Annotated in this window: 34 protein-coding genes; 31 read left to right on the plus strand and 3 right to left on the minus strand. The window is 54.8% G+C overall.

All coding sequences use genetic code 11. The features are described 5' to 3' along the window. Entirely contained in the window at positions 1 to 597 is a 597-nt protein-coding gene (locus OGV75_RS12740; RefSeq protein ID WP_286480734.1) for a phage repressor protein CI, read from the minus strand. A 95-nt stretch (positions 598 to 692) separates the two neighbouring features. Between OGV75_RS12740 and OGV75_RS12745 the strand changes: the two genes are divergently transcribed. From OGV75_RS12745 to OGV75_RS12805, 13 genes are all read left to right on the plus strand, one after another. After that, positions 693 to 914: a MerR family transcriptional regulator gene (locus tag OGV75_RS12745; RefSeq protein ID WP_012016743.1), complete on the plus strand. Its 222-nt coding sequence runs from the start codon at positions 693 to 695 to the stop codon at positions 912 to 914. 32 nt (positions 915 to 946) lie between these two features. Beyond that, a complete protein-coding gene (locus tag OGV75_RS12750; protein WP_130997526.1) occupies positions 947 to 1,456 on the plus strand; it encodes a phage regulatory CII family protein in 510 nt (169 codons plus the stop codon). Positions 1,457 to 1,463: 7 nt separating this feature from the next. Further along, positions 1,464 to 1,664 carry a phage filamentation protein Fil family protein gene (locus OGV75_RS12755; protein WP_000956168.1) on the plus strand — a complete coding sequence of 67 codons (201 nt, stop codon included), beginning with the start codon at positions 1,464 to 1,466 and terminating at the stop codon, positions 1,662 to 1,664. Further along, entirely contained in the window at positions 1,628 to 1,969 is a 342-nt protein-coding gene (locus OGV75_RS12760; RefSeq protein ID WP_000963480.1) for a DUF5347 family protein, read from the plus strand. Before OGV75_RS12755 ends, OGV75_RS12760 begins: the two co-directional genes overlap by 37 nt. Before the next feature lie 67 nt (positions 1,970 to 2,036). Further along, entirely contained in the window at positions 2,037 to 2,270 is a 234-nt protein-coding gene (locus OGV75_RS12765) for a DUF2732 family protein (protein ID WP_076009140.1), read from the plus strand. Further along, a complete protein-coding gene (locus OGV75_RS12770; protein WP_000785513.1) occupies positions 2,270 to 2,497 on the plus strand; it encodes a TraR/DksA family transcriptional regulator in 228 nt (75 codons plus the stop codon). Before OGV75_RS12765 ends, OGV75_RS12770 begins: the two co-directional genes overlap by 1 nt. Beyond that, entirely contained in the window at positions 2,494 to 2,790 is a 297-nt protein-coding gene (locus tag OGV75_RS12775) for a DUF3850 domain-containing protein (protein WP_000178747.1), read from the plus strand. Before OGV75_RS12770 ends, OGV75_RS12775 begins: the two co-directional genes overlap by 4 nt. Next, complete coding sequence (locus tag OGV75_RS12780; protein ID WP_286480736.1) at positions 2,787 to 3,644, plus strand: DNA adenine methylase; 858 nt, start codon at positions 2,787 to 2,789, stop codon at positions 3,642 to 3,644. Before OGV75_RS12775 ends, OGV75_RS12780 begins: the two co-directional genes overlap by 4 nt. Beyond that, positions 3,641 to 4,639, plus strand: coding sequence for a DNA cytosine methyltransferase (locus OGV75_RS12785; RefSeq protein ID WP_240389486.1), 999 nt, complete (start codon positions 3,641 to 3,643; stop codon positions 4,637 to 4,639). The genes OGV75_RS12780 and OGV75_RS12785 overlap by 4 nt, the downstream gene beginning before the upstream one ends. 17 nt (positions 4,640 to 4,656) lie before the next feature. Continuing rightward, entirely contained in the window at positions 4,657 to 7,035 is a 2,379-nt protein-coding gene (locus tag OGV75_RS12790; RefSeq protein ID WP_286481014.1) for a replication endonuclease, read from the plus strand. Between the two features lie 158 nt (positions 7,036 to 7,193). Continuing rightward, entirely contained in the window at positions 7,194 to 7,382 is a 189-nt protein-coding gene (locus tag OGV75_RS12795; protein WP_001154444.1) for a hypothetical protein, read from the plus strand. 11 nt (positions 7,383 to 7,393) lie between these two features. Continuing rightward, positions 7,394 to 7,627 carry a DinI family protein gene (locus OGV75_RS12800; protein ID WP_019077494.1) on the plus strand — a complete coding sequence of 78 codons (234 nt, stop codon included), beginning with the start codon at positions 7,394 to 7,396 and terminating at the stop codon, positions 7,625 to 7,627. 73 nt (positions 7,628 to 7,700) lie between these two features. After that, complete coding sequence (locus tag OGV75_RS12805; RefSeq protein WP_019077493.1) at positions 7,701 to 7,961, plus strand: hypothetical protein; 261 nt, start codon at positions 7,701 to 7,703, stop codon at positions 7,959 to 7,961. Positions 7,962 to 8,276: 315 nt separating this feature from the next. Here OGV75_RS12805 and OGV75_RS12810 read toward each other — a convergent pair whose 3' ends face one another. Continuing rightward, entirely contained in the window at positions 8,277 to 9,329 is a 1,053-nt protein-coding gene (locus OGV75_RS12810) for a phage portal protein (RefSeq protein ID WP_001528593.1), read from the minus strand. Then, positions 9,329 to 11,095, minus strand: coding sequence for a terminase ATPase subunit family protein (locus OGV75_RS12815; protein ID WP_001528644.1), 1,767 nt, complete (start codon positions 11,093 to 11,095; stop codon positions 9,329 to 9,331). The genes OGV75_RS12810 and OGV75_RS12815 overlap by 1 nt, the downstream gene beginning before the upstream one ends. A gap of 142 nt (positions 11,096 to 11,237) precedes the next feature. Between OGV75_RS12815 and OGV75_RS12820 the strand changes: the two genes are divergently transcribed. The 18 genes from OGV75_RS12820 to OGV75_RS12905 all read left to right on the plus strand — a co-directional run bounded on the left by OGV75_RS12820 (position 11,238) and on the right by OGV75_RS12905 (position 21,631). Continuing rightward, positions 11,238 to 12,071 carry a GPO family capsid scaffolding protein gene (locus OGV75_RS12820; protein WP_001528599.1) on the plus strand — a complete coding sequence of 278 codons (834 nt, stop codon included), beginning with the start codon at positions 11,238 to 11,240 and terminating at the stop codon, positions 12,069 to 12,071. Positions 12,072 to 12,087: 16 nt separating this feature from the next. Continuing rightward, complete coding sequence (locus OGV75_RS12825; protein ID WP_048232602.1) at positions 12,088 to 13,152, plus strand: phage major capsid protein, P2 family; 1,065 nt, start codon at positions 12,088 to 12,090, stop codon at positions 13,150 to 13,152. 3 nt (positions 13,153 to 13,155) lie between these two features. Further along, positions 13,156 to 13,806 carry a phage terminase small subunit gene (gene gpM / locus OGV75_RS12830; protein WP_000059171.1) on the plus strand — a complete coding sequence of 217 codons (651 nt, stop codon included), beginning with the start codon at positions 13,156 to 13,158 and terminating at the stop codon, positions 13,804 to 13,806. Between the two features lie 93 nt (positions 13,807 to 13,899). After that, a complete protein-coding gene (locus tag OGV75_RS12835) occupies positions 13,900 to 14,364 on the plus strand; it encodes a head completion/stabilization protein (RefSeq protein ID WP_286480737.1) in 465 nt (154 codons plus the stop codon). Further along, on the plus strand, positions 14,364 to 14,567 hold the full coding sequence (locus OGV75_RS12840; RefSeq protein WP_000868184.1) for a tail protein X: 204 nt from the start codon (positions 14,364 to 14,366) through the stop codon (positions 14,565 to 14,567). The genes OGV75_RS12835 and OGV75_RS12840 overlap by 1 nt, the downstream gene beginning before the upstream one ends. Positions 14,568 to 14,570: 3 nt before the next feature. Continuing rightward, on the plus strand, positions 14,571 to 14,786 hold the full coding sequence (locus OGV75_RS12845; RefSeq protein ID WP_000171565.1) for an HP1 family phage holin: 216 nt from the start codon (positions 14,571 to 14,573) through the stop codon (positions 14,784 to 14,786). Continuing rightward, positions 14,767 to 15,276 (plus strand): lysozyme, encoded by a 510-nt coding sequence (locus OGV75_RS12850; protein ID WP_001069891.1) that lies wholly within the window; start codon positions 14,767 to 14,769, stop codon positions 15,274 to 15,276. Before OGV75_RS12845 ends, OGV75_RS12850 begins: the two co-directional genes overlap by 20 nt. 4 nt (positions 15,277 to 15,280) lie before the next feature. Beyond that, positions 15,281 to 15,655 carry a DNZ54_00345 family protein gene (locus OGV75_RS12855; protein ID WP_000871620.1) on the plus strand — a complete coding sequence of 125 codons (375 nt, stop codon included), beginning with the start codon at positions 15,281 to 15,283 and terminating at the stop codon, positions 15,653 to 15,655. Next, a complete protein-coding gene (gene lysB, locus OGV75_RS12860; RefSeq protein ID WP_266188879.1) occupies positions 15,652 to 16,080 on the plus strand; it encodes an Rz-like lysis system protein LysB in 429 nt (142 codons plus the stop codon). Before OGV75_RS12855 ends, lysB begins: the two co-directional genes overlap by 4 nt. Next, positions 15,968 to 16,213 carry an Rz1-like lysis system protein LysC gene (gene lysC / locus OGV75_RS12865; RefSeq protein WP_286481015.1) on the plus strand — a complete coding sequence of 82 codons (246 nt, stop codon included), beginning with the start codon at positions 15,968 to 15,970 and terminating at the stop codon, positions 16,211 to 16,213. The genes lysB and lysC overlap by 113 nt, the downstream gene beginning before the upstream one ends. Further along, positions 16,176 to 16,607 (plus strand): phage tail protein, encoded by a 432-nt coding sequence (locus tag OGV75_RS12870; RefSeq protein WP_181512359.1) that lies wholly within the window; start codon positions 16,176 to 16,178, stop codon positions 16,605 to 16,607. The genes lysC and OGV75_RS12870 overlap by 38 nt, the downstream gene beginning before the upstream one ends. Next, a complete protein-coding gene (locus OGV75_RS12875; protein ID WP_286480739.1) occupies positions 16,600 to 17,046 on the plus strand; it encodes a phage virion morphogenesis protein in 447 nt (148 codons plus the stop codon). The genes OGV75_RS12870 and OGV75_RS12875 overlap by 8 nt, the downstream gene beginning before the upstream one ends. A gap of 68 nt (positions 17,047 to 17,114) precedes the next feature. Next, complete coding sequence (locus OGV75_RS12880) at positions 17,115 to 17,693, plus strand: phage baseplate assembly protein V (protein WP_286480740.1); 579 nt, start codon at positions 17,115 to 17,117, stop codon at positions 17,691 to 17,693. Next, positions 17,690 to 18,049 carry a GPW/gp25 family protein gene (locus OGV75_RS12885; RefSeq protein WP_023226479.1) on the plus strand — a complete coding sequence of 120 codons (360 nt, stop codon included), beginning with the start codon at positions 17,690 to 17,692 and terminating at the stop codon, positions 18,047 to 18,049. The genes OGV75_RS12880 and OGV75_RS12885 overlap by 4 nt, the downstream gene beginning before the upstream one ends. After that, positions 18,036 to 18,944, plus strand: a complete 909-nt coding sequence (locus OGV75_RS12890) for a baseplate assembly protein (protein WP_286480741.1) — start codon at positions 18,036 to 18,038, stop codon at positions 18,942 to 18,944. The genes OGV75_RS12885 and OGV75_RS12890 overlap by 14 nt, the downstream gene beginning before the upstream one ends. Next, positions 18,937 to 19,542, plus strand: coding sequence for a phage tail protein I (locus OGV75_RS12895; protein WP_286480743.1), 606 nt, complete (start codon positions 18,937 to 18,939; stop codon positions 19,540 to 19,542). The genes OGV75_RS12890 and OGV75_RS12895 overlap by 8 nt, the downstream gene beginning before the upstream one ends. After that, a complete protein-coding gene (locus OGV75_RS12900) occupies positions 19,539 to 21,254 on the plus strand; it encodes a phage tail protein (protein WP_286480744.1) in 1,716 nt (571 codons plus the stop codon). The genes OGV75_RS12895 and OGV75_RS12900 overlap by 4 nt, the downstream gene beginning before the upstream one ends. After that, positions 21,254 to 21,631, plus strand: a complete 378-nt coding sequence (locus OGV75_RS12905) for a tail fiber assembly protein (protein ID WP_286480745.1) — start codon at positions 21,254 to 21,256, stop codon at positions 21,629 to 21,631. The genes OGV75_RS12900 and OGV75_RS12905 overlap by 1 nt, the downstream gene beginning before the upstream one ends. Positions 21,632 to 21,695: the final 64 nt, after the last annotated feature.

Genomic DNA, 21,695 nt, shown 5'->3' on the forward strand with positions numbered 1-21,695 from the left:
TCAATGTGAAACAGTTGTGCTTCTTACCTTGGCAATCACTTCTATATCAGAAAATGCACATTCAAAACTATTTTCAGTAGTAGAAACTTTAATCATGCCTTTTGGTAGCCTTGTAATTAATCTTACTGAATAGGTTCCATCAATATCGATCAACCAGTGACCATCCAGAACATCAGTAAATGTCTGCTCGCAAATATAGGTGTTTGAGCCATCAAGAACAGCAATCGGAGATGAGAGACCGTGTGGAAGGAATGACGAGTCAAAAACGTATGAGCCATCTTCAACCATTTTTCCTGCAGTAAGGCGGAACTTTGCGATCTCTTCAGTACATGCTTTTTGAAAAATTTGCTTAGGACCTTTCCCGGTAGTTAACCAATTGAGTGAAATCCCTGTTTCAATAGCGCATTGGATTATCCAGTCTGCAGGAAAGGTATCCCGCATATATCTGTTAGCTAAGGTGCTTTTTGACACTTCTAAGTGATCAGCTAAAGCCTGCCGTGTTGTAAATCCATAAGCTTCTACCAATCTTTCAATCGCAGCCTTACCACCCTGATTGGGATTTATTTTGATCTCACTTGGGTACTTTGATGTTGACATATCTCTTATGCGATCCTAGTATCAGTTTTGTTCTCATTTGGGTACTTGTCACGATTACTACCGGCTCACCACAAGCCAATAGGAGATGTTGCATCATGACCCCTAACATTTCAATCACTCTGAATACACCCCACGTCACAATTGAACGCTACAGCGAGCTAACAGGACTGCCTGTAGACACCATTAACGACATGCTTGCTGATGGTCGTTTGCCTCGCCACCGTCTGCGTAAGGACAAGAAGCGAGAGAAAGTGATGATTAACATCGTCGCACTGACCGTAGATGCGCTCTCAGATTGCAATGTAACCATTAATTAGTTCCATTCTGAGATATAGCGGAGCATTTGACTATGTTTGACTATCGCATTTCTAAACATCCACATTTCAGCGAAGCCTGTCGGGCTTTCGCACTGCGTCACAATATGACGAAACTGGCGGAGCGTGCAGGAATGAACGTCCAGACGCTACGCAATAAGCTGAACCCGGAGCAACCGCATCAACTCACGCCGCCGGAGATCTGGCTGCTGACTGATATCACAGAGGACTCAACGCTGGTTGACGGTTTTCTTGCTCAAATCCATTGCCTGCCGTGCGTGCCATTGAATGAAGTGGCAAAAGAGAACCTGCCGCATTACGTCATGAGTGCAACTGCGGAGATTGGGCGTGTAGCTGCAGGCGCAGTTTCCGGTGATGTAAAAACCAGTGCAGGCCGCCGCGATGTAATCAATAGCATCAACTCTGTTACGCGCCTTATGGCACTCACAGCAGTTTCATTGCATGCGCGTTTGCAGGCGAATCCGGCGATGGCAAGCGCGGTAGATACCGTGACGGGCCTGGGCGCTTCGTTCGGTCTGATCTGAGGTGGCTATGCTGACTAAAGAACCATCTTTTGCATCACTGCTCGTTAAGCAAAGTCCTGCAATGCACTGCGGTCATGGCTGGATTATGGGGAAGGATGGCAAGCGCTGGCATCCGTGCCGCTCTCAGGATGCGTTGCTGGCTGAGCTGTCCACTAAAAAGCAGGGGAAACCATGGCTATTGAAGGCGATGCTGCGACTGTTCCGCTAAGCGCTGGCCTCCGCCTTAATGGGTTAAACCACATCGCGGAATTAAGGGCGAAAGTGTTTGGCTTAAATATTGATTCAGAACTGGAGCGCTTTATTAGCGATATGCGGGACCAACGGGATATTAACCATGAGCAGAATAAACGCGCACTAGCCGCAATATTCTTTATGGCAAAGATTCCGGCGGAACGTCATAGCGTCAATGTTAGTGAGCTGACGACTGACGAAAAGCGGGAGCTGATTAAAGCAATGAACCATTTCCGTACAGTGGTGAGTTTATTTCCAAATCGGCTAGCCATGCCGAACTAATTCACAACCGAAATTAAAGGCGTAAACCCGCCGGGCATCTTATTGCCCAAATTCAGGAGAAACAACAATGCGAAATATTGAAACCCGAATCACCAAAACAGGACCAGATGATGCTGGCCTTAACCAGATGCTGACTGATGCGCGCATGGAAGAACGCCGTGCACGTGCTGCGGTAATGGCAGCCCGTCTTGATAGCCTGGCTTGCCATATCACGTCACGCCAGCTTAATCACGTTGAAGCGGCGGAGCTGCTGCGTATTGCGGCTGAAAACATTCAGAACGAAGCGCAGGAGATCCACTGATGGCTGATTCAATGGACCTTGTACAGCAGCGCGTTGAAGAAGAACGTCAGCGCCACATCCACACCGCCCGCAATAGAACGCCGGGCGTTTCCCGTGTGCTTTGCATTGATTGTGATGCACCGATCCCGCCAGCACGCCGTCGCGCCATTCCAGGCGTGCAGTGCTGTGTCACTTGTCAGGAAATCGCAGAGCTGAAAGGCAAACACTATAACGGAGGTGCAGTATGACTATGCGCATCCATCAGATAAAAATTGCACCTAAGTATTTTAATGCCGTAGTCGCTGGCAGCAAAAAGGCAGAGCTTCGCAAAGATGATCGCGGCTACAAAGTAGGTGATGTCCTTTCTCTCTGCGAATGGAAACACGGTTCATATACTGGTCGGGAATGGGCCGCTGTTATTACCCACACTTTGCCGATTAATGAAGTTGTGGCAGTGGAAGGGCAATGGGTAATTCTTTCTATTCGCTCATTAACGCCGCTTGAGGCTCTCTCCTATGTCATTTCAGGGGGAGCTATATGACCACTATCCTGAAATGGGCGGGAAATAAAACCGCTATCATGCCGGAATTGATTAAGCACCTTCCTGCTGGCCCGCGGCTGGTTGAACCTTTCGCGGGTTCCTGTGCTGTGATGATGGCGACAGACTATCCTCATTATCTTGTCGCGGATATTAATCCAGACCTGATAAGTCTTTACAATGCCATTAAAAGCGGACCTGAATTATTAATCTCAATTGGCAAGGATTTATTTGCTAAAAATAAATCGGCAGAAGATTACTACGATATTCGAAAAGAATTTAACCATAGACGTGATTGGCCTGTGGATTGCCGCGCTGCCATGTTTATTTATCTTAATCGCCATTGTTATCGCGGACTGTGCCGCTATAACTTGAGCGGTCACTTTAATGTTCCTTACGGTAATTATAAAAATCCGTACTTCCCCGAAAACGAAATACGCGCTTTTGCAGAAAAGGCACAACGTGCAACGTTTATCTGTGCCAGCTATGACGAAACACTGGCACTGCTGAAGACTGGCGATGTGGTTTATTGCGATCCGCCATATGACGGAACGTTTACCGGTTATCACACCGCCGGATTTACTGAGGATGATCAGTATCATCTGGCGTCTATTCTTGAGCGTCGTTCATCAGAAGGTCATCCGGTCATTGTGTCCAACAGTGATACATCTTTGACCCGTTCTCTTTATCGCAATTTCTCCCGCTATCGGCTGACGGCAAAGCGCAGCATGGGTGTGTCTGCCGGTGATGGTAAGTCCGCAGTGGAAATTATTGCTACTTCGAAACCCCGTTATTGGATTGGTTTTGACCCTGCAGGCGGTCATGACTGCTGCGTTAAACATGAGGTGCGGGTGTGAGTGCGTGGGCTTATTACAACGAGATAGACCCGTTTGCAGCTGCGCGGTTGCGTGTACACATGGCTGCCGGTCGCATTATGCCGGGTGTCGTAGATGAAAGGAGTATTGAAGATGTCAGACCCGATGACTTACGAGGATTTGTTCAGGTCCATTTCTTTGCAGGGGTTGGTATTTGGTCATATGCCTTGCGCCGTGTGGGCTGGGAAGACAGCAGGGAGGTCTGGACAGGTTCCTGCCCATGCCAGCCTTTCAGCGCGGCAGGCAAAGGAAAAGGGTTTGCTGACGAGCGGCACTTATGGCCCGCCATGCATTGGTTGGTCGGGCAGCGTCGCCCTGTCGTTGTCTTTGGCGAGCAATCTGCAAGTGCTGACGCAAATGACTGGATCGACCTTGTACAGACTGACGTGGAAGCCCTGGGTTATGCCTTCGGGGCGAGTGCGTTTCCGGCTGCGAGCGTCGGTGCCCCGAACATCCGGGACAGAACTTATTGGGTGGCCCACACCCACAGCGAATGCCTGGAAGCATCCCAGCAACGCGGGCCGTCAGGGAGGATTGAACTTGCAGACAGCTGCGCAGCTTTCGGGCTGGACAACTCCGAGCGCCAGCGACAGCAGGCGGGGAGGGCGGGGGATTACCGAGGGCATGTCCGGCAGCAGCCTTGCGCAACAGGTAAAAATGGCTGGCTGGCCCACGCCAACAGCCAGCGACCACAAGGGGGGATATCCTGGGGGGAGGATTCGCAACGGGAAAATATCGACAGATCGTCTGGATGTGGTGGCACAGATTGCAGGCCCGGTCCGGTTAACGGCTTCTGGAAAGATGCTGACTGGCTCAAATGCACAGATGGAAAATGGAGGCCAGTTAAATCCGGCCTTGAGCCTTTGGTTAATGGGGCTGCCTCCAGAGTGGGACGAATTCGAACCTACGGAAACGCCTTAAACGCAGAGGCGGCAGTAGTATTCATCAAGTCTTACATGATGGGGGCTGGCCTGTGAAGTTGACCAGCTTCGAAATGGTGGCGACCGGCGGCTCGAATGAGGCCGCCGCAGCCTTTCCATGGAATACCCCAAAAAAGGCGGTTAACCCGTATCTGGAACCGGCGGAAGTAGCGCCGGAGTCTGCGCTTTCAAACCTCATCACTCTGTACGCTACGGATAACGAGCAGGAGCATCTGCGGCGTGAGGCGCTGAGTGATAAGGTTTGGGAACGTTATTTCTTCAATGAATCCCGCGATCCTGTCCAGCGTGAAATAGAGCAGGATCAGCTGATTAGCCATGCAAAAATGGCCCGCGAACAGCAGCGCGTTAATCCCGATTTGGTGATTATTGCCGATGTAAGCGCCATGCCTGCCCATATCAGCAAGCCTCTGCTGGAGCGGATTAAATACTTCCATAGCCTGGGCAGGGCTAAGGCTTATTCCCGCTATCTGCGCGAAACAATCAGACCGTGTCTTGAGCGGCTGGAGCGCATGCGTGACAGCCAGGTGTCTGCGTCTTTCCGGTTCATGGCGAGTCAGGACGGGCTGGAGGGGCTACTGGTACTGCCTGAAATGAGTCAGGATCAGGTCAAACGTCTGTCCACGCTGGTTGCGGCACATATGAGCATGTGCCTTGATGCTGCCTGCGGTGATCTGTTTGTTGCTGAAGATGTAAAACCAGAAGAAATCCGCCAGGCATGGGAAAGGGTTGCTGCAGAAGCCATGCGCCTTGAGGTCATCCCGCCTGCCTTTGATAAGTTGCGCCGCAAAAAGCGCCGCCGCAAGCCGGTGCCTTATGAGCTTATCCCGCCGTCGCTGGCGCGCATGCTGTGCGCGGACTGGTGGTATCGCAAATTGTGGCAGATGCGCTGTGAGTGGCGGGAGGAACAACTGCGCGCCGTCTGCCTGGTCAACAAGAAAGCGTCCCCGTATGTCAGCTATGAAGCCGTGATCCACAAACGCGAGCAGCGCCGCAAATCGCTGGAGTTCTTCCGCTCACATGAGCTGGTCAACGAAGACGGTGACACGCTGGATATGGAAGATGTGGTGAACGCCAGCAACAGCAACCCGGCGCACCGCCGTAATGAAATGATGGCCTGTGTCAAAGGGCTGGAGCTGATCGCGGAAATGCGCGGAGACTGCGCAGTGTTCTATACCATCACCTGCCCGTCACGCTTCCACGCAACCCTCAACAACGGCAGACCTAATCCGAAGTGGACCAGTGCTACCGTCCGGCAGAGCAGTGACTATCTGGTTGATACGTTCGCTGCTTTCCGCAAGGCAATGCACAAGGCGGGTCTGCGCTGGTATGGCGTCCGCGTGGCAGAGCCGCACCATGACGGCACCGTGCACTGGCATCTTCTGTGCTTCATGCGCAAAAAAGACCGCCGTTCCATCACTGCGATGCTGCGCAAGTTTGCCATTCGTGAAGACCGCGAGGAGCTGGGCACCAATACCGGACCGCGCTTCAAGTCCGAGCTAATCAACCCGCGCAAGGGTACACCGACCAGCTACATCGCCAAATACATCAGCAAGAACATCGACGGGCGCGGGCTGGCTAAAGAAATCAGCAAAGAAACCGGCAGATCACTGCGTGACAGTGCCGAGCATGTCACCGCCTGGGCGTCACTGCACCGTGTTCAGCAGTTCCGTTTCTTTGGTATTCCGGGGCGTCAGGCATACCGCGAGCTGCGCTTGCTGGCTGGTCAGGCGGCGAGAGTGCAGGGTGAACGCAAAGCGGGTGCGGCGGTACTGGATAACCCGCGTCTGGATGCGGTACTGGCAGCTGCAGATGCGGGTTGCTTTGCCACCTACATCATGAAGCAGGGCGGTGTACTGGTGCCCCGCAAACATCACCTTGTCCGCACGGCTTATGAGCTTAACGACGAACCGAGCGCCTACGGCGATCATGGTATCCGTATCTATGGCATCTGGTCCCCGATTGTAGAGGGCAAGATTTGCACGCACGCGGTGAAGTGGAAAAAGGTTCGCAAGGCCGTTGACGTTCAGGAGGCGGCAGCCGACCAGGGCGCTTGCGCCCCTTGGACTCGTGGCAATAACTGTCCCCCTGTTGAAAATCTGAACAAATCAGGGGGTGATTTACCCGATATTAAAACCATGGATGAGAAGGAGCTGCAGGAATATCTCCACAACATGGGCCAGAAGGAACGGCGGGAGCTGACAGCCAGGTTGAGACTGGTAAAACCGAAGCGGAAAAAAGCATACATACAGAGTATTTCGGAGCAGCAGCGCCTGCAGCTTGAGGCAGAACTGACTGCCAGAGGGTTTGAAGGTAGTGCACCTGAGATTGATTTGCTTCTGCGTGGCGGCAGCATTCCATCCGGTGCCGGTTTACGTATTTTTTACCGTAACCAGAGGCTGCAGGAAGATGACAAATGGCGTCAATGGTACTAAGGATGCTGTTTAACATTTCGTGCTTTATTGACTGGCGTCAGTACATCCAATTAACTGACAAAAAAGAGTTTTACATTTTTTCTTTCCTACTATACTGTTTATATAAACAGTGGATATATATACAGTATTTGTGTATCCGTGTAATGATAGGAGGGAAGATGCAGGACTATCTTTTGGAGTCATTGAAGCTCCAGCGTATTGATTTTTTTATCAAGCTTGTAGCGGCTAGTGAGTGCAGCGACGAAGAAAAGCGGCTGGCTATCCAGTGGGTGTCCGAACTGACAGACGAGTTGATGGCGAAAATTCGCAGCCATGAATACAGCCGGTCAATGGACGTTACCAGTTAAAGGGAATCTGTATGCGCATTGAAATAATGATCGATAAAGAGCAGAAGATTAGCCAGGCCACACTGGAAGCCCTTGAATCCGAGCTTTACCGTAATTTGCGCCCTCTGTATCCCAAAACAGCAATTCGTATCCGTAAGGGCAGTGCCAATGGTGTTGAACTGAGCGGGTTAAAACTGGATGAAGACAAAAAGCGAGTGATGGAAATTATGCAGCAGGTCTGGGAGGACGACAGCTGGTTACATTAGATAACGTTGTGAGAGGCAGAACGTAGTTCTGGCGCTCGCAAGGTTGAACAACGAGCTATGCGAGGCGTTAGCTATGGGGTCTAAAGACAACAAGTATCAAATTGTATATCGCGGTCAAACGCTGGAAACAATCATTCCAGGTCAGTGGGTTTTCTTTCAACGCCCAAAAGAGTGCGGCGGCGGATACTGGATGGGAAGAACTTATGATGACTGTTTCTGGCTTGAGCTGGAGTATCCGGTGTCTTTATCTGATGGACTTGGTTACTTGATAGTTATTACGAAAGTCGAAGCCACAAGTCATGAATTTGATGCAAATTATTCTCTGTTTGACTGATTTCGTCGTAGTGCATGACTATGCCGCATGAAAACGCATGATCGTTTAAGGATCGTTTATGCTGAGGCCCGCCAGAACTGGCGGGCTTTTGCCTGTCTCATGCAGGTGCATGAAAACCACTACATAAAGCGGGCAGGCGTGGCGGGGATACGAGCGCGCGCAATGGGGTGAAATGGTGAAAATCCGGCACAATATCAGGCACGCTGGCGGATTCAATCTCTAAGGGAAAGGGAGCAGCAGCAAAAAAGAAGCGCCCCGCAGAATGCTGCCGGGGCGCTGTGAATGGGCATATATTTGAAGTGGTGTTGAAGTAGGTTAGTTGCGCTTGCTTTTTAAACCCAGGTCGTAAGGCTCAAAGCGGATCACTTCTTCGCCCAGCCAGTCGTTAAGCTCCTGCAGTCGCTTCTGCAGCGGCATCAGCTCGTTGCGAACAAAGACACGGCTGGCCTTTTCCACATCACCAAAGCCGCCGGTATTGTTGGGAATAATACCCATCATCTGCGGCGGTACGCGGTGCGCTGCCATCATGTCATCGCGGCTGACGTTCTTGATGTTCAGAAACTCATCCTTTGCAGCAACCTCCGATAACGGGATGATCTGGATGCCGTCCTTTTTACCGTTGGGTGAATACATAAACAGGTTGCGGAAGTTACCCGGTCCTTTGGCGCTTTTCATTGCCTGGCGGATATTGTTCACGTCCTCCTGGTTCTGTGCTGCGTCGGTCATGTACATGATGAAACCCGCGTGGCTGCCGTTGATGTAATACTTCCGGCGGAACAGCGTGGCGGACTCGTTGAGCAAGGTTGACGGAATGGCGGAGAGATAGCCGGGCAGCCCGTAAATCTCCTGGTTAATATCCGGCTCCATCAGGTGAAAAATGTTGCCCTGTGTAAATTCATAGGGCTGCGTGGTCAGGCCGTACTGCACAAACCAGTAGGTGTCGAGGTCCACGCCACGGCGTGTGTACTTCGCCAGTGCTGGCTCCAGTGAGAGAACGCCGCCGAGCCGGTTGGTGCGCTTTTCCAGATAGGCGTTACCGAACACCAGATAATCCTGGACGAAACGGGCAAAAGCCTGCTGGCTGAGCAGGCGGTGCGGGATGTACGTACTGCTGAGAATGTCACGTTTAACCGCTATCGGTGAGCTGTGATGCACAGCGGCGCGGTAGGTTCGCGCCAGCCCGTCAAAGCTTACTGGCGGCTCATACCATCTGTCCATCTGTACGCATTCCACATAATCCAGCAGCTCGCGGCGGTCCAGCACCGGGATCGGATCGCCAAAGCTGAAAGCCTCGGCAGTGACGCCTGCGTTTTTAGGCGCCGTAGCTTCTGTTGGCGTTGGGCTGGTTAAGGCTTCGGGTTCACTCATCAAAAAATCTCCACAATATTGCTGGTATTGGCGGATTCGCCCTGCAGCGGTTCGTTAAACAGTGCGTGCATCGTTGCCCAGGCCAAATCTGCGTGGCTGGCTTCTTCGCTGCGGCTGGCTTCGTAGGTAGGGCGGTTGCCGCTGGCGGTGGTGGCCCGGCGGATAGCCATAAAGGACTGCGCAATGTCAGTGTGTCCGGCATCAAACTCCAGACGGCGGTGGCTGATGATGTCGTAGGCCTTGAGCACCAGGGCGTTTTTGACGTTGGGGTTGTAGACAAACTCCCGCACGGCAGGAAAGAACGCTTTCACGTTCTCGTAGACACCGTGACCGACGCCGGTCGAGTCGATGCCGATATAGGTCACGTTGTACTGCTGCGTCAGTTTTTTAATGGCGTCAGCCTGGGCGCGGAAGTCCATCCCGCGCCACTGGTGTCGCTCCAGAATGCGGAACTTGCCGCCCGGCACGGTTGGCGGTGCCACCACCACGCACCCGGCGCTGTCACCGTTCTGCGTGCCTTTCGCCGGGTCGTATCCGATCCAGACTTCGCGCCAGCCAAACGGGCGCAGCGCCAGAGCCTGAAAATCGGTCCAGACTTCCCAGCTGTCCACCATGCACGCCTGCAGTTCGCTGAGCGGGAATACTGACGCCAGATCGTCAATAAATTCGCACATCAGCAGGTTCTGGTATTCGTCCGGGCTGTACTCCATGCGCAGCTGGTCGAGGTCGAACAGGTTACAGCCGCCGCGCACCGCATCCTCCACGGTGACGATCTGGCGGTACTGTCCGTCAGGGCAGAGCAGGCCGCGCGCAAGGTTGCTGTGGGTCAGGTCAATATCCACTTTGTCCGCTTTGGCACGGCCCCGGTTAAACAGCGCGCCGGACCAGAACGGATAGGCACTGTGGGTCAGGCTGGACGGCGTGGAGAAGTAGGTTTGTCGCCATTTCTTGTGAATGGCCATACCGGAGGCAACCTTGCGCAGCTCCTGGAATTTCGGTATCCAGAAATATTCATCAAGGTACAGGTTGCCGTGGTAGCTCTGCGCCGTGCGGGCGTTGGTGCCGAGGAAGTACAGGCACGCGCCGTTGCTGAGCGTCATCGGGTCGCCTTTCAGCTCAACATCCACCTCTTTTGCAAAGTCGATGATGTACTGCTTAAAGACGTGCGCCTGCGCCTTACTGGCTGAGAGGAAGATCTGGTTGCGCCCGGTGGTGATGGCATCAATCAGCGCTTCGCGGGCAAAAAAGTATGTTGCCCCAATCTGACGTGATTTAAGCAGGTTGCGAATGCGGTGTTTTACGCCTGCCTGCCACCAGTGGCGCTGATATTCAAACATGCCGTTGCGGAAGATTTCTTCCAGCTTTTCGGTCTGTTCATCGGTGAAAACATTCTTTTCGGGCTGGCGGCGCGGCCCTTTGTTACGGTTGGCAACTTTCGGGTTTAAGTCTGCTTCGTTGCCGCCATCGTTAAATTTACCGATCCGGGCGTGGCGCTCTGACTGGCGCGCCAGCAGGTCAATTTCCTTGAAGTCTTTCCCTTCTTTCTGCTCCTTCATAATGAGCTGGCAGTAACGTGCGGCGGTGGTGAGCTGCATCTGATCCAGCGGCCCATAGTCGCCCCACTTGTCGCGTTTCTTCCAGCTGTGAACGGTTGCAACTTTCTCGCCCAGCATTTCAGCAATGCGGGCTACGCGGTATCCCTGAAAGTACAGCAGCATGGCCTGCCGACGGGGATCGAGGTCTGCGGGGGTCAGTGTCGTGTTCATGGCCCAAACATACGGCCTTGGATGGAGGCTTTCCCCGGCTGCGGTTTGTGTGGTTTACCGTACAAATACAGCGCGTTGTCTCACTCCCCCCATCACCGCAAACATAAGGCTCCAGTAAGTTATTTCTAACGGAGCACGGCTCATGACAGTGAAAGCAAAGCGTTTCCGTATCGGGGTGGAAGGTGCCACCACTGACGGGCGCGAGATCCAGCGTGAATGGCTGGTACAGATGGCTGCCAGCTACAACCCGACGGTCTATACCGCGCTGATTAACCTTGAGCACATCAAGTCTTATCTGCCGGACAGCACCTTTAACCGCTACGGCAGGGTGACGGGGCTGGTTGCAGAAGAAATCCAGGACGGCCCGCTGGCGGGCAAGATGGCGCTTTATGCCGATATCGAACCCACGGACGCCCTGGTGGAACTGGTGAAGAAAGGCCAGAAGCTTTTCACCTCCATGGAGGTCAGCACGAAGTTTGCCGACACCGGCAAAGCCTATCTTGTGGGGCTGGGTGCGACGGACGATCCTGCGAGCCTGGGCACCGAAATGCTGGCTTTCAGCGCCAGTGCAGCACATAACCCGCTGGCAAACCGTAAGCTGAACCCTGAAAACCTGTTTTCGGAAGCGGTTGAAACGCTGATTGAACTGGAAGAAGCCCAGGACGAAAAGCCGTCCCTCTTTGCCCGCGTCACCGCGCTGTTCACCAAAAAAGAGCAGACCGACGATGCGCGATTCTCTGATGTGCATAAAGCCGTGGAGCTGGTCGCTACTGAGCAGCAGATCCTGAGCGAGCGCACTGATAAATCCCTGTCCGATCAGGACCAGCGCCTTTCTGAGCTGGAGTCCTCCCTGCAGGAGCAGCAGACCGCCTTTGCCGAGTTACAGCAGCAGCTGAGCCGTGAAGACAGCCGCAAAGATTACCGCCAGCGCGCGCCGGGCGGTGACGCACCGGCAGGCACCCTGACCAATTGCTGATGGAGCATAAAACCCGATGAAAAAGAAAACCCGCTTTGCCTTTAACGCTTACCTGCAGCAACTGGCGCGCCTGAACGGTGTGGAAGTTGAAGAACTGTCCAGCAAGTTTACCGTGGAGCCGTCCGTGCAGCAGACGCTGGAAGACCAGATCCAGCAGTCCGCCGCTTTCCTGACGGTTATTAACATCACGCCGGTCACTGAGCAGTCCGGTCAGTTGCTGGGGCTGGGCGTTGGCAGCACCATTGCCGGAACCACCGATACCACCACCAAAGAGCGCGAGCCTACCGATCCGACGCTGATGGAAGACGTGGAATACAAATGCGAGCAGACCAACTTTGATACGGTGCTGACCTACGCAAAACTGGACATGTGGGCGAAATTCCAGGACTTCCAGGTGCGTATTCGCAACGCCATCGTCAAGCGTCAGGCGCTGGACCGCATCATGATCGGCTTTAACGGCGTGAAGCGCGCCAAAACCTCCAACCGTGCTGAAAACCCGCTGCTGCAGGACGTCAATAAAGGCTGGCTGCAGAAAATCCGCGAAGACGCGCCGGATCACGTCATGGGCAGCAAAACCGCAGAAGACGGCACCACTACTGCAGAACCAGTAAAAGTAGGTCCGGGTGGTAAGTATGTAAATCTTGACGCGGTGGTGATGGATACCGTCAACGAGCTGATCGATGTGGAGTATCAGGATGATGACGAGCTGGTTGTTGTCTGCGGACGTGAACTGCTGTCTGACAAGTATTTCCCGCTGGTCAACAAAGAGCAGGACAACAGCGAGAAAATCGCCGCCGATCTGATCATCAGCCAGAAACGCATGGGCGGCCTGCAGGCTGTGCGCGCGCCTTTCTTCCCGGCAAATGCCCTGCTGATCACCCGTCTGGATAACCTGTCCATCTACTGGCAGGAAGACACCCGCCGCCGTTCAGTTATCGACAACCCGAAACGCGACCGGATTGAAAACTTTGAATCCGTCAACGAGGCGTATGTGGTCGAGGACTACCGCTGCGCGGCGCTGGTAGAAAACATCGAAATCGGTGATTTCAGCGCGCCTGCCGCACCGGAAAGTGGGGAATAACGCATGAGCCTGAGTCCCGCACGGCAGCACCGCCTGCGCATTCAGGCTGAACAGGCCGCCCGTGAGGGCGGCAGTGTTCGCCATGCGTCGGGCTATGACCTGATGCTGCTGCAGCTGGCAGAAGACCGCCGCCGCCTCAAGGGTGTCCAGTCCACGGTGAAAAAGGCGGAAATCAAGGTGGAACTGCTACCGAAATATTCTGCCTGGGCAGAGGGCGTGCTGGCTGCCGAAGGCGCGCAGCAGGATGACGTGCTGATGTACGTGATGCTGTGGCGTATCGACGCCGGTGATTATGCCGGTGCGCTGGAAATCGGGCGTCATGCGCTGCGCCATGGCTGGGTTATGCCGCTGGGCAACCGTAACGTGCAGACCGTGCTGGCAGAAGAAATGGCAGACGCGGCGCAAAGCGCTCTGCTTGCTGCTGCCGGTTTTGATGCCGATCTGCTTCTGCAGACACTGGACCTGACAACCGATCTGGATATGCCGGACCAGTCGCGGGCGCGACTGCATAAAGCCATCGGCGCTGTACTGAGCGAAAGCAATCCGGCGTCTGCCCTGAATCACCTTACCCATGCGCTGCAGCTTGATCCCCGCTGCGGTGTGAAAAAAGAAAAGCAGCAGCTGGAGCGCAGACTGCGCAATGACAGCCGCTAAAGAACGTGCCCCGCGCACGGGCGGCACGGGATGGCGAAAGGCACTGCCACATCAAAATTCCGTCCACCGCCCACTTATTCAGGAGAAAGCCGCATGAAGTTTGTTGCGCCCGAACAGGTGCCGGAACAGGCGGAGGTCATCAAAAATACGCCGTTCTGGCCTGATGTGGACCTGTCGGAATTTCGCAGTGTGATGCGAACTGACGGCACGGTGACGCAGCCGCGTTTAAAGCAGGTTGTGCTGACGGCTATTTCTGAGGTTAACGCTGAGCTGTACGACTTCCGCAACCGCCAGCAGTTGCTGGGCTGGCGGACACTTGCAGATGTACCGGCGGATATGCTGGACGGCAAAAGCGAGCGTATCCAGCACTACCACAACGCCGTTTTTTGCTGGGCGCGTGCTGTGCTCAATGAGCGTTATCAGGACTATGACGCCACTGCGTCAGGCGTGAAGCGAGGGGAGGAACTGGCGGAGGCCAGCGGCGATCTGTGGCGTGATGCCCGCTGGGCTATCAGCCGGGTGCAGGATGCGCCGCACTGTACGGTGGAGCTTATCTGATGAAAGTGCGTGCGCATCAGTATGACACGGTGGACGCGCTTTGCTGGCGTCATTACGGGCGCACGCAGGGTGTCACTGAGCAGGTTCTGCAGGCAAATCCGGGGCTGGCTGAGTACGGCCCATTTTTACCGCACGGGCTGCAGGTGGAGCTGCCGGACATTACGGCGTCAACCACGGCGCAGACCGTCCAGCTATGGGACTGAATTATGACGCTTGAACGAATCAGCGCCTTTATCACTTACTGCATCGCCGTGCTGCTGGCATGGCTGGGCGATCTGTCGCTCAAGGACGCGTCAACGGTTGGCGGCGTACTGATTGGTGTGCTGATGCTGGCTATCAACTGGTACTACAAACACCAGTCTTTCAAATTGTTACGTGGCGGCAAAATTTCGCGGGGGGAATATGAATCCTTCAATCGTTAAGCGCTGCATTGTTGGGGCGGTGCTGGCTATCGCCGCCACGCTGCCCGGTTTCCAGTCGCTTCATACCTCCGTTGAGGGGCTGAAACTGATTGCCGATTACGAGGGATGCCGCCTGCAGCCTTATCAGTGCAGCGCAGGTGTCTGGACTGACGGGATCGGTAATACGTCCGGTGTGGTGCCGGGAAAAACCATAACGGAGCGGCAGGCGGCGCAGGGACTTATCACCAACGTGCTGCGCGTGGAGCGGGCGCTGGAAAAATGTGTGGTGCAGCCGGTGCCGCAAAAGGTCTATGACGCGGTGGTGTCGTTTGCTTTCAACGTGGGCACCGGCAACGCCTGCAGCTCCACGCTGGTTAAGTTGCTGAATCAGCGGCGCTGGGCGGATGCCTGCCATCAGCTGCCGCGCTGGGTATATGTCAAAGGTGTGTTTAATCAGGGGCTGGACAACCGCCGCGCGCGGGAAATGGCCTGGTGCTTAAAAGGAGTATAGCGAAATGAAATGGTTAAAAAGTTACTGGCTGCCGCTCTCGGTTCTGGCGCTCCTTGTGATGGTTGATGTGAATTTCCCGGCATCTCATGCGCTTTTCCCACTGGCGCTGGTTATGTGGTTTGAGTATGCCGCTTTTTCACTGGTTTGTTTTGCTGGTTTGTACTCCTGCACCCTGACGGGGAGTGATCGGCTACGCGTCCGTCAGTTGCTCAGCAGGGTGCTGGGGCTAATGGATAAAGTACCTCTCACCTGGTATCAGCGTCTCGCTCTTGCCTTTGTCATGTTGCTTGCCGGATGGAAGCTCACGGGGATGGTGTGTGTTTTTACAGTAGCCATGAGCTTAGCAATAAAAGATGAGCTAAAGGCACTGCGGGAATGAATCGTTTACTGGCAGTGGTTCTGGCGCTGGCACTTGCGGCGCTGGGCTGGCAGTCGTGGCGGCTTAACAATGCCAGCCACACTATCGAGACGCAGGGCGCGGCGCTGAAAAGCAAAACGCAGGAGCTGACGAAGAAAAACAGCCAACTGATCGGCCTGTCCATTCTGACCGAAACCAACAGCCGGGAGCAGGCGCGGCTTTATGCGGCAGCGGAACAGACCACCGCACTTCTGCGCAGCCGCCAGCACCGGATCGAGGAACTGAAACGTGAAAATGAGGATTTGCGCCGCTGGGCTGATACTCCTTTGCCTGCTGACATTATCCGGCTGCGGGAGCGTCCGGCCCTCGCCGGAGGTGCAGCTTACCGTGAGTGGCTGTCCCAGAGTGACGCAGTGCCGTCTGGAAAGGTCAGCGCCGCGCAGTAACGGCGATCTGAACGCGGTGCTGGATGAAACCGAGGCCGCCTGGGCGGTCTGTGCTGACAAAGTGGACACGATTATTGCGTGTCAGGAGCGAGACAGTGAACAAACCGCAGTCCTTACGCAGCGCGCTGAATAAAGCGGTGCCTTATGTCCGCGACAACCCGGACAAGCTGCACCTTTTCGTTGATAACGGCTCACTGGTGGCAACCGGTGCCAGCTCTATGTCATGGGAATACCGCTACACCCTGAACGTGGTGATCGAGGATTTCAGCGGCGATCAGAATCTGCTGATGGCTCCTGTGCTGCTGTGGCTAAGTGACAACCAGCCGGATGCTATCAATAACCCGGAGCTGCGCGAAAAACTGTTCACCTTTGAAGTGGATATTCTGCGCAACGATGTGTGCGATATCAGCCTGAACCTGCAACTGACGGAGCGCGTGCTGGTCAGCACTGACGGCAGCGTGTCAAGCGTTGAAGCGGCACCGGAGCCGGACGAACCCGAAGAAATGTGGACGGTGAAACGTGGATGAACTGCAGAGGGTGGATGACTGGCTGACGGCGCTACTGGCGAATCTGGAGCCTGCCGCGCGCAGCCGTATGATGCGGCAACTGGCGCAACAGTTGCGCCGGACGCAGCAGCAGAACATCAGGCTGCAGCGTAATCCTGACGGCAGCGGCTATGAGCCGCGCCGGGTGACAGCCCGCAGCAAGAAGGGACGCATCAAACGCCAGATGTTTGCAAAGCTTCGCACCGCAAAATACCTGAAAACCACCGCCAGTGCGGACTCCGCCAGCGTGCAGTTTGATGGCAAGGTGCAGCGCATTGCCCGTGTTCACCATTATGGCCTGCGGGATCGCGTCAGCCGAAAAGGCCCGGAGGTTCGCTACGCAGAGCGCCGCCTGCTGGGCGTGAATGAAGAAGTGGAAACCGTCACCCGTGACACCCTGCTGCGCTGGCTGGCGGGGTGATCTTTGTGCCACCGCTGGTACAAGCGCCCGCGCTGCCTCCCTTTTCCCTCTGATGGCAACCTTTCGTTATGAATGCACAACTGACCGAAATTATGCGCCTTATCACCAACCTGATCCGCACCGGCACCGTGACCGAAGTGGACCGGGAAAACTGGCTGTGCCGGGTGAGAGTGGGCGAGCTTGAAACCAACTGGATTAACTGGCTGACGCTGCGCGCCGGTGGTGCCCGTACATGGTGGTGTCCGTCGCCGGATGAGCAGGTGGTGGTCCTGAGCATGGGTGGCAATCTGGAAACAGCTTTTGTGCTGCCCGCCATCTACTCCAATCAGTTTCCGCCGCCGTCGGATTCGGTGGACGGTTGCGTGACGGAGTACCCGGACGGGGGATGGTTTGAGTATGAACCCGCCGCCGGACGATGGCATGTCAGGGGCATCAAATCCATGGTGATCGAGGCATCAGACAGCGTCACCTACAAAACCGGTGAGTTTGTGGTGGAGGCTGACACCACGCGCATTAACAGCGAGGTGGTGATCAATGGCGGCGTCACCCAGGGCGGCGGCGCAATGAGTTCTAACGGGATCGTAGTTGATGACCATGAGCATACAGGCGTTCTGAAAGGCGGCGCTAACACGGGAGGTCCGGTATGACGTTGTATATCGGTATGAGCAGGAATGACGGGCAGGCCATTGCAGATACAGACCATCTGCGCCAGTCGGTGCGGGATATTCTGCTGACGCCGCAGGGCAGTCGTCTTGCCCGCCGGGAATATGGCTCCCTGCTGTCTGCCCTGATTGACCAGCCGCAGAACCCGGCGCTGCGCCTGCAGATTATGTCTGCGGTCTATGTGGCGCTGAACCGTTGGGAGCCGCGCCTTACGCTGGACTCCATCATCATCAACGGCAATTTTGACGGCTCTATGGCGGTTGAGCTTACCGGGCACAGCAATAACGGCGCGCCAGTTTCCCTTTCCGTATCAACAGGAGCAGACAATGGCAGTCATTGATCTTTCCCGGCTACCGCCGCCACAAATTGTGGACGTGCCGGACTTTGAGGCATTGCTGGCAGAGCGTAAGGCCGCCTTTGTGGCCCTCCATCCGGCTGATGAACAGGAGGCTGTTATGCGCACGTTAGCGCTGGAGTCAGAACCTGTCACTAAACTGCTGCAGGAAAATACTTACCGCGAAATCCTGCTGCGCCAGCGTATTAATGAGGCTGCGCAGGCGGTCATGGTGGCCTATTCCATGGGAAATGACCTTGAACAACTGGCAGGTAACTGCAACGTGAAGCGCCTGACGGTAGTCCCTACCGATAATGACGCGGTGCCGCCGGTCGCCGCAGTGATGGAAAGTGATGAAGCATTACGCCAGCGCATTCCTGCAGCATTTGAGGGGCTGTCCGTTGCAGGGCCGACGGGAGCCTATGAGTTCCACGCCAGAAGCGCCGACGGGCGGGTGGCTGATGCCAGCGCAACCAGTCCGGCACCGGCTGAGGTGGTGCTTACCGTGCTGAGCCGCGAGGGTGACGGTACGGCAGGGGCTGACCTGCTGGCGGTGGTTGAGCAGGCGCTTAACAGTGAAAAGGTTCGCCCGGTGGCAGACCGCCTGACGGTGCGCAGCGCTGAAATTATTCCGTACAGCGTGGATGCAACGATCTTCCTTTATCCGGGGCCGGAGGCTGAGCCGGTGATGGCAGAAGCAAAAGCCAGCCTGCAGAAATACATCGCCAGTCAGACGCGGCTGGGACGTGATATCCGCCGCAGCGCCATTTATGCCGCGTTACATGTGGAGGGCGTCCAGCGTGTGGAACTGGCGTCCCCGCTGGAGGATGTGGTGCTGGATAAGACGCAGGCGGCGTCCTGTACAGAGTGGAGCGTCACCAACGGGGGCACGGATGAATAGTCTGTTGCCGCCGGGTTCGTCGCCGCTTGAACGCCGACTGGCGCAGACCTGCAGCGGGATTACCGATCTGCAGGTATCACTGCGGGATTTGTGGAACCCGGCAACGTGCCCGATCAGATTCCTGCCTTATCTGGCCTGGGCGTTTTCTGTTGACCGCTGGGATGAGGGCTGGACAGAAAGCGTCAAGCGCCGCGTTGTGCAGGACGCGTTTTATATCCATCAGCACAAGGGAACAACCAGCGCCGTGCGGCGCGTGGTGGAGCCGTTTGGCTTCCTGATCCGCATCATTGAGTGGTGGCAGACCGGCGAAACACCGGGGACGTTCCGTCTGGATATTGGCGTGCAGGACCAGGGCATAACAGAAGAAACCTATCTGGAACTGGAGCGCCTGATCGGTGACGCCAAACCATGCAGCCGTCATCTAGTTGGTATGTCCATCAACCTGCAGACAGGCGGCCCGTATTTTGTGGGTGCAGCCACCTACACCGGCGAAGAAATCACGATCTACCCCTATATCAACGAAACCATTATTTCCGGCGGCACCGCTTATGAGGGCGGGGCGGTCCATGTTATTGACACGATGAGAGTGAACCCATGAGCGCAAAATTTTACACCCTGCTGACGGATATCGGCGCGGCGAAACTGGCAAGCGCCGCCGCGCTCGGTGTCCCGTTGAAAATTACCCATATGGCGGTGGGTAGCGGTGGCGGTGTGCTGCCCACACCCAACGCGCAACAGACCGCGTTAGTGGCTGAGGAACGCCGCGCAGCGCTGAATATGCTGTATATCGACCCGCAGAACAGCAGCCAGATTATTGCAGAGCAGGTGATCCCGGAAAATGAGGGCGGGTGGTGGATCCGTGAAGTCGGCCTGTTTGATGAAACCGGCGCGCTGATTGCTGTGGGTAACTGCCCGGAGAGCTACAAGCCGAAGCTGGCGGAGGGCAGCGGACGCACGCAGACCGTGCGCATGGTACTGATTACCAGCAGCACCGATAACATCACCCTGAGAATTGACCCTGCTGTGGTTCTGGCAACCCGCAAATATGTGGATGACAAGGTGCTGGAGCTTAGGGTGTATGTGGATGATCTGATGGCTAAACACCTTGCCGCAGCGGACCCTCATACTCAGTACGCCACTAAGGAAAGCCCTACGCTGACGGGGACGCCGAAAGCACCAACTGCACCGGCAGGAACCAATACCACACAGATTGCCAGCACAGCTTTTGTGCAGGCTGTGGTCACGGCCCTAAATAACGCACTGGCGCTGAAAGCTCCACTGGCAAGCCCGACCCTGACCGGAACGCCAACGGCACCCACTGCTGCGCAGACCGTGAACAATACGCAGGTTGCCACCACGGCATTTGTGAAATCAGCTATTGCGGCACTGGTGGCATCATCCCCGGCGGCGCTGGACACACTGAATGAACTGGCGGCTGCACTGGGTAACGATCCGAACTTCGCCACTACCATGACGAATGCGCTTGCTGGAAAGCAGCAGAAAGACGCCACGCTGACCAACCTGAGTGGCAAGGATGTTGCGGGACTTCTTCAATACCTTGGTTTGACCTATTTCGCAGATAGAGGAAGTCTCGCTTTGCAGGATTTCGCGGGGCCACTCTCTTCAAAGGACAGCGTGACAGCGACGTCACCTGATGGCACTACACGTAAAATATCGCTCAATGCCACAAACGGTTTGCAAATAGTTATCTATGACGGGGGGCAGTATCGTGGCGCTATAAATGTTCCTACAAAAGCTGGGACGATGGCTCTTACATCTGATTTGGTTAATTTTGCTGATAAATCGAGCGCTGCAGAGCAATCTTTTACAGGACCAGTATCTTCTGGAGAAGGGCTCGTAGCAAAATATGGTGCCGCAAAAATAATTCTGTCAGCCCAAAACGGTCAGAGAATTGTTGTTTATACAAACGACACTTACCGTGGAGCTATTAATATTCCACTTCGTGACGGAACTATGGCGCTCCTGGATGATGTTACTAATGTTAGCGCAACGCTGCTGGGTATAACTCAGTCATGGCAGAACGTGAAAGCCAGCCGTAGTGCCGGGGTTACGTATACCAACTCAACAGGCAGGCCCATTGCAGTTTCAATCGCCGGAATAATGGCATCACGTCAGAATGGGGTTCAGTTGTCACTTGCCGTTAATGGCACAGAGGCTTCAAGTTTTGCCGTGACTGACAGCTCGTTTGACATCAGGGGTAACGTATTTGCGATTGTGCCACCAGGAGCAACTTACAACCTTACAGCAAGTAACATTAATTCAATTATAACCTGGTCGGAGCTTCGCTAATGAATACGGTAATCAAAGAGCAAAAATTCTTTAAAGACGTGGTCGGGGTGATTTTCTGCATCGATATCATGGAAATGAATGCTGACTCTTGGTGTGAGGAAATACAGGAAGGGTGGCAGGAAATTAGTGCCCATGAAGCGATGTTGCTTGCCAATCCTCCCCCGACGCAGGAACAGCTAATCGAACAGGTGAGCGCGCAGAAGCAGACTTTGATTTCTGAGGCGACTGCAATTATAGAGCCACTTAAGGATGCTCTGGAGGGTGGTTATATAGACGATGCAGACAAACCAAGACTGACTACGTGGCAAAAATATCGCTATGAGGTAACGAAGGTTGATCTAGCAAAACCTGTGTGGCCAGTTAAGCCTGCAGCATAGGAACCTTTGAAAGAAACTTTAACGTGGGCGACTGGCCCACTTTTATTTGCTTATGAATTGTGTC

This window comes from Citrobacter sp. Cb028 (assembly GCF_030336705.1).
GTDB lineage: Bacteria > Pseudomonadota > Gammaproteobacteria > Enterobacterales > Enterobacteriaceae > Citrobacter > Citrobacter braakii.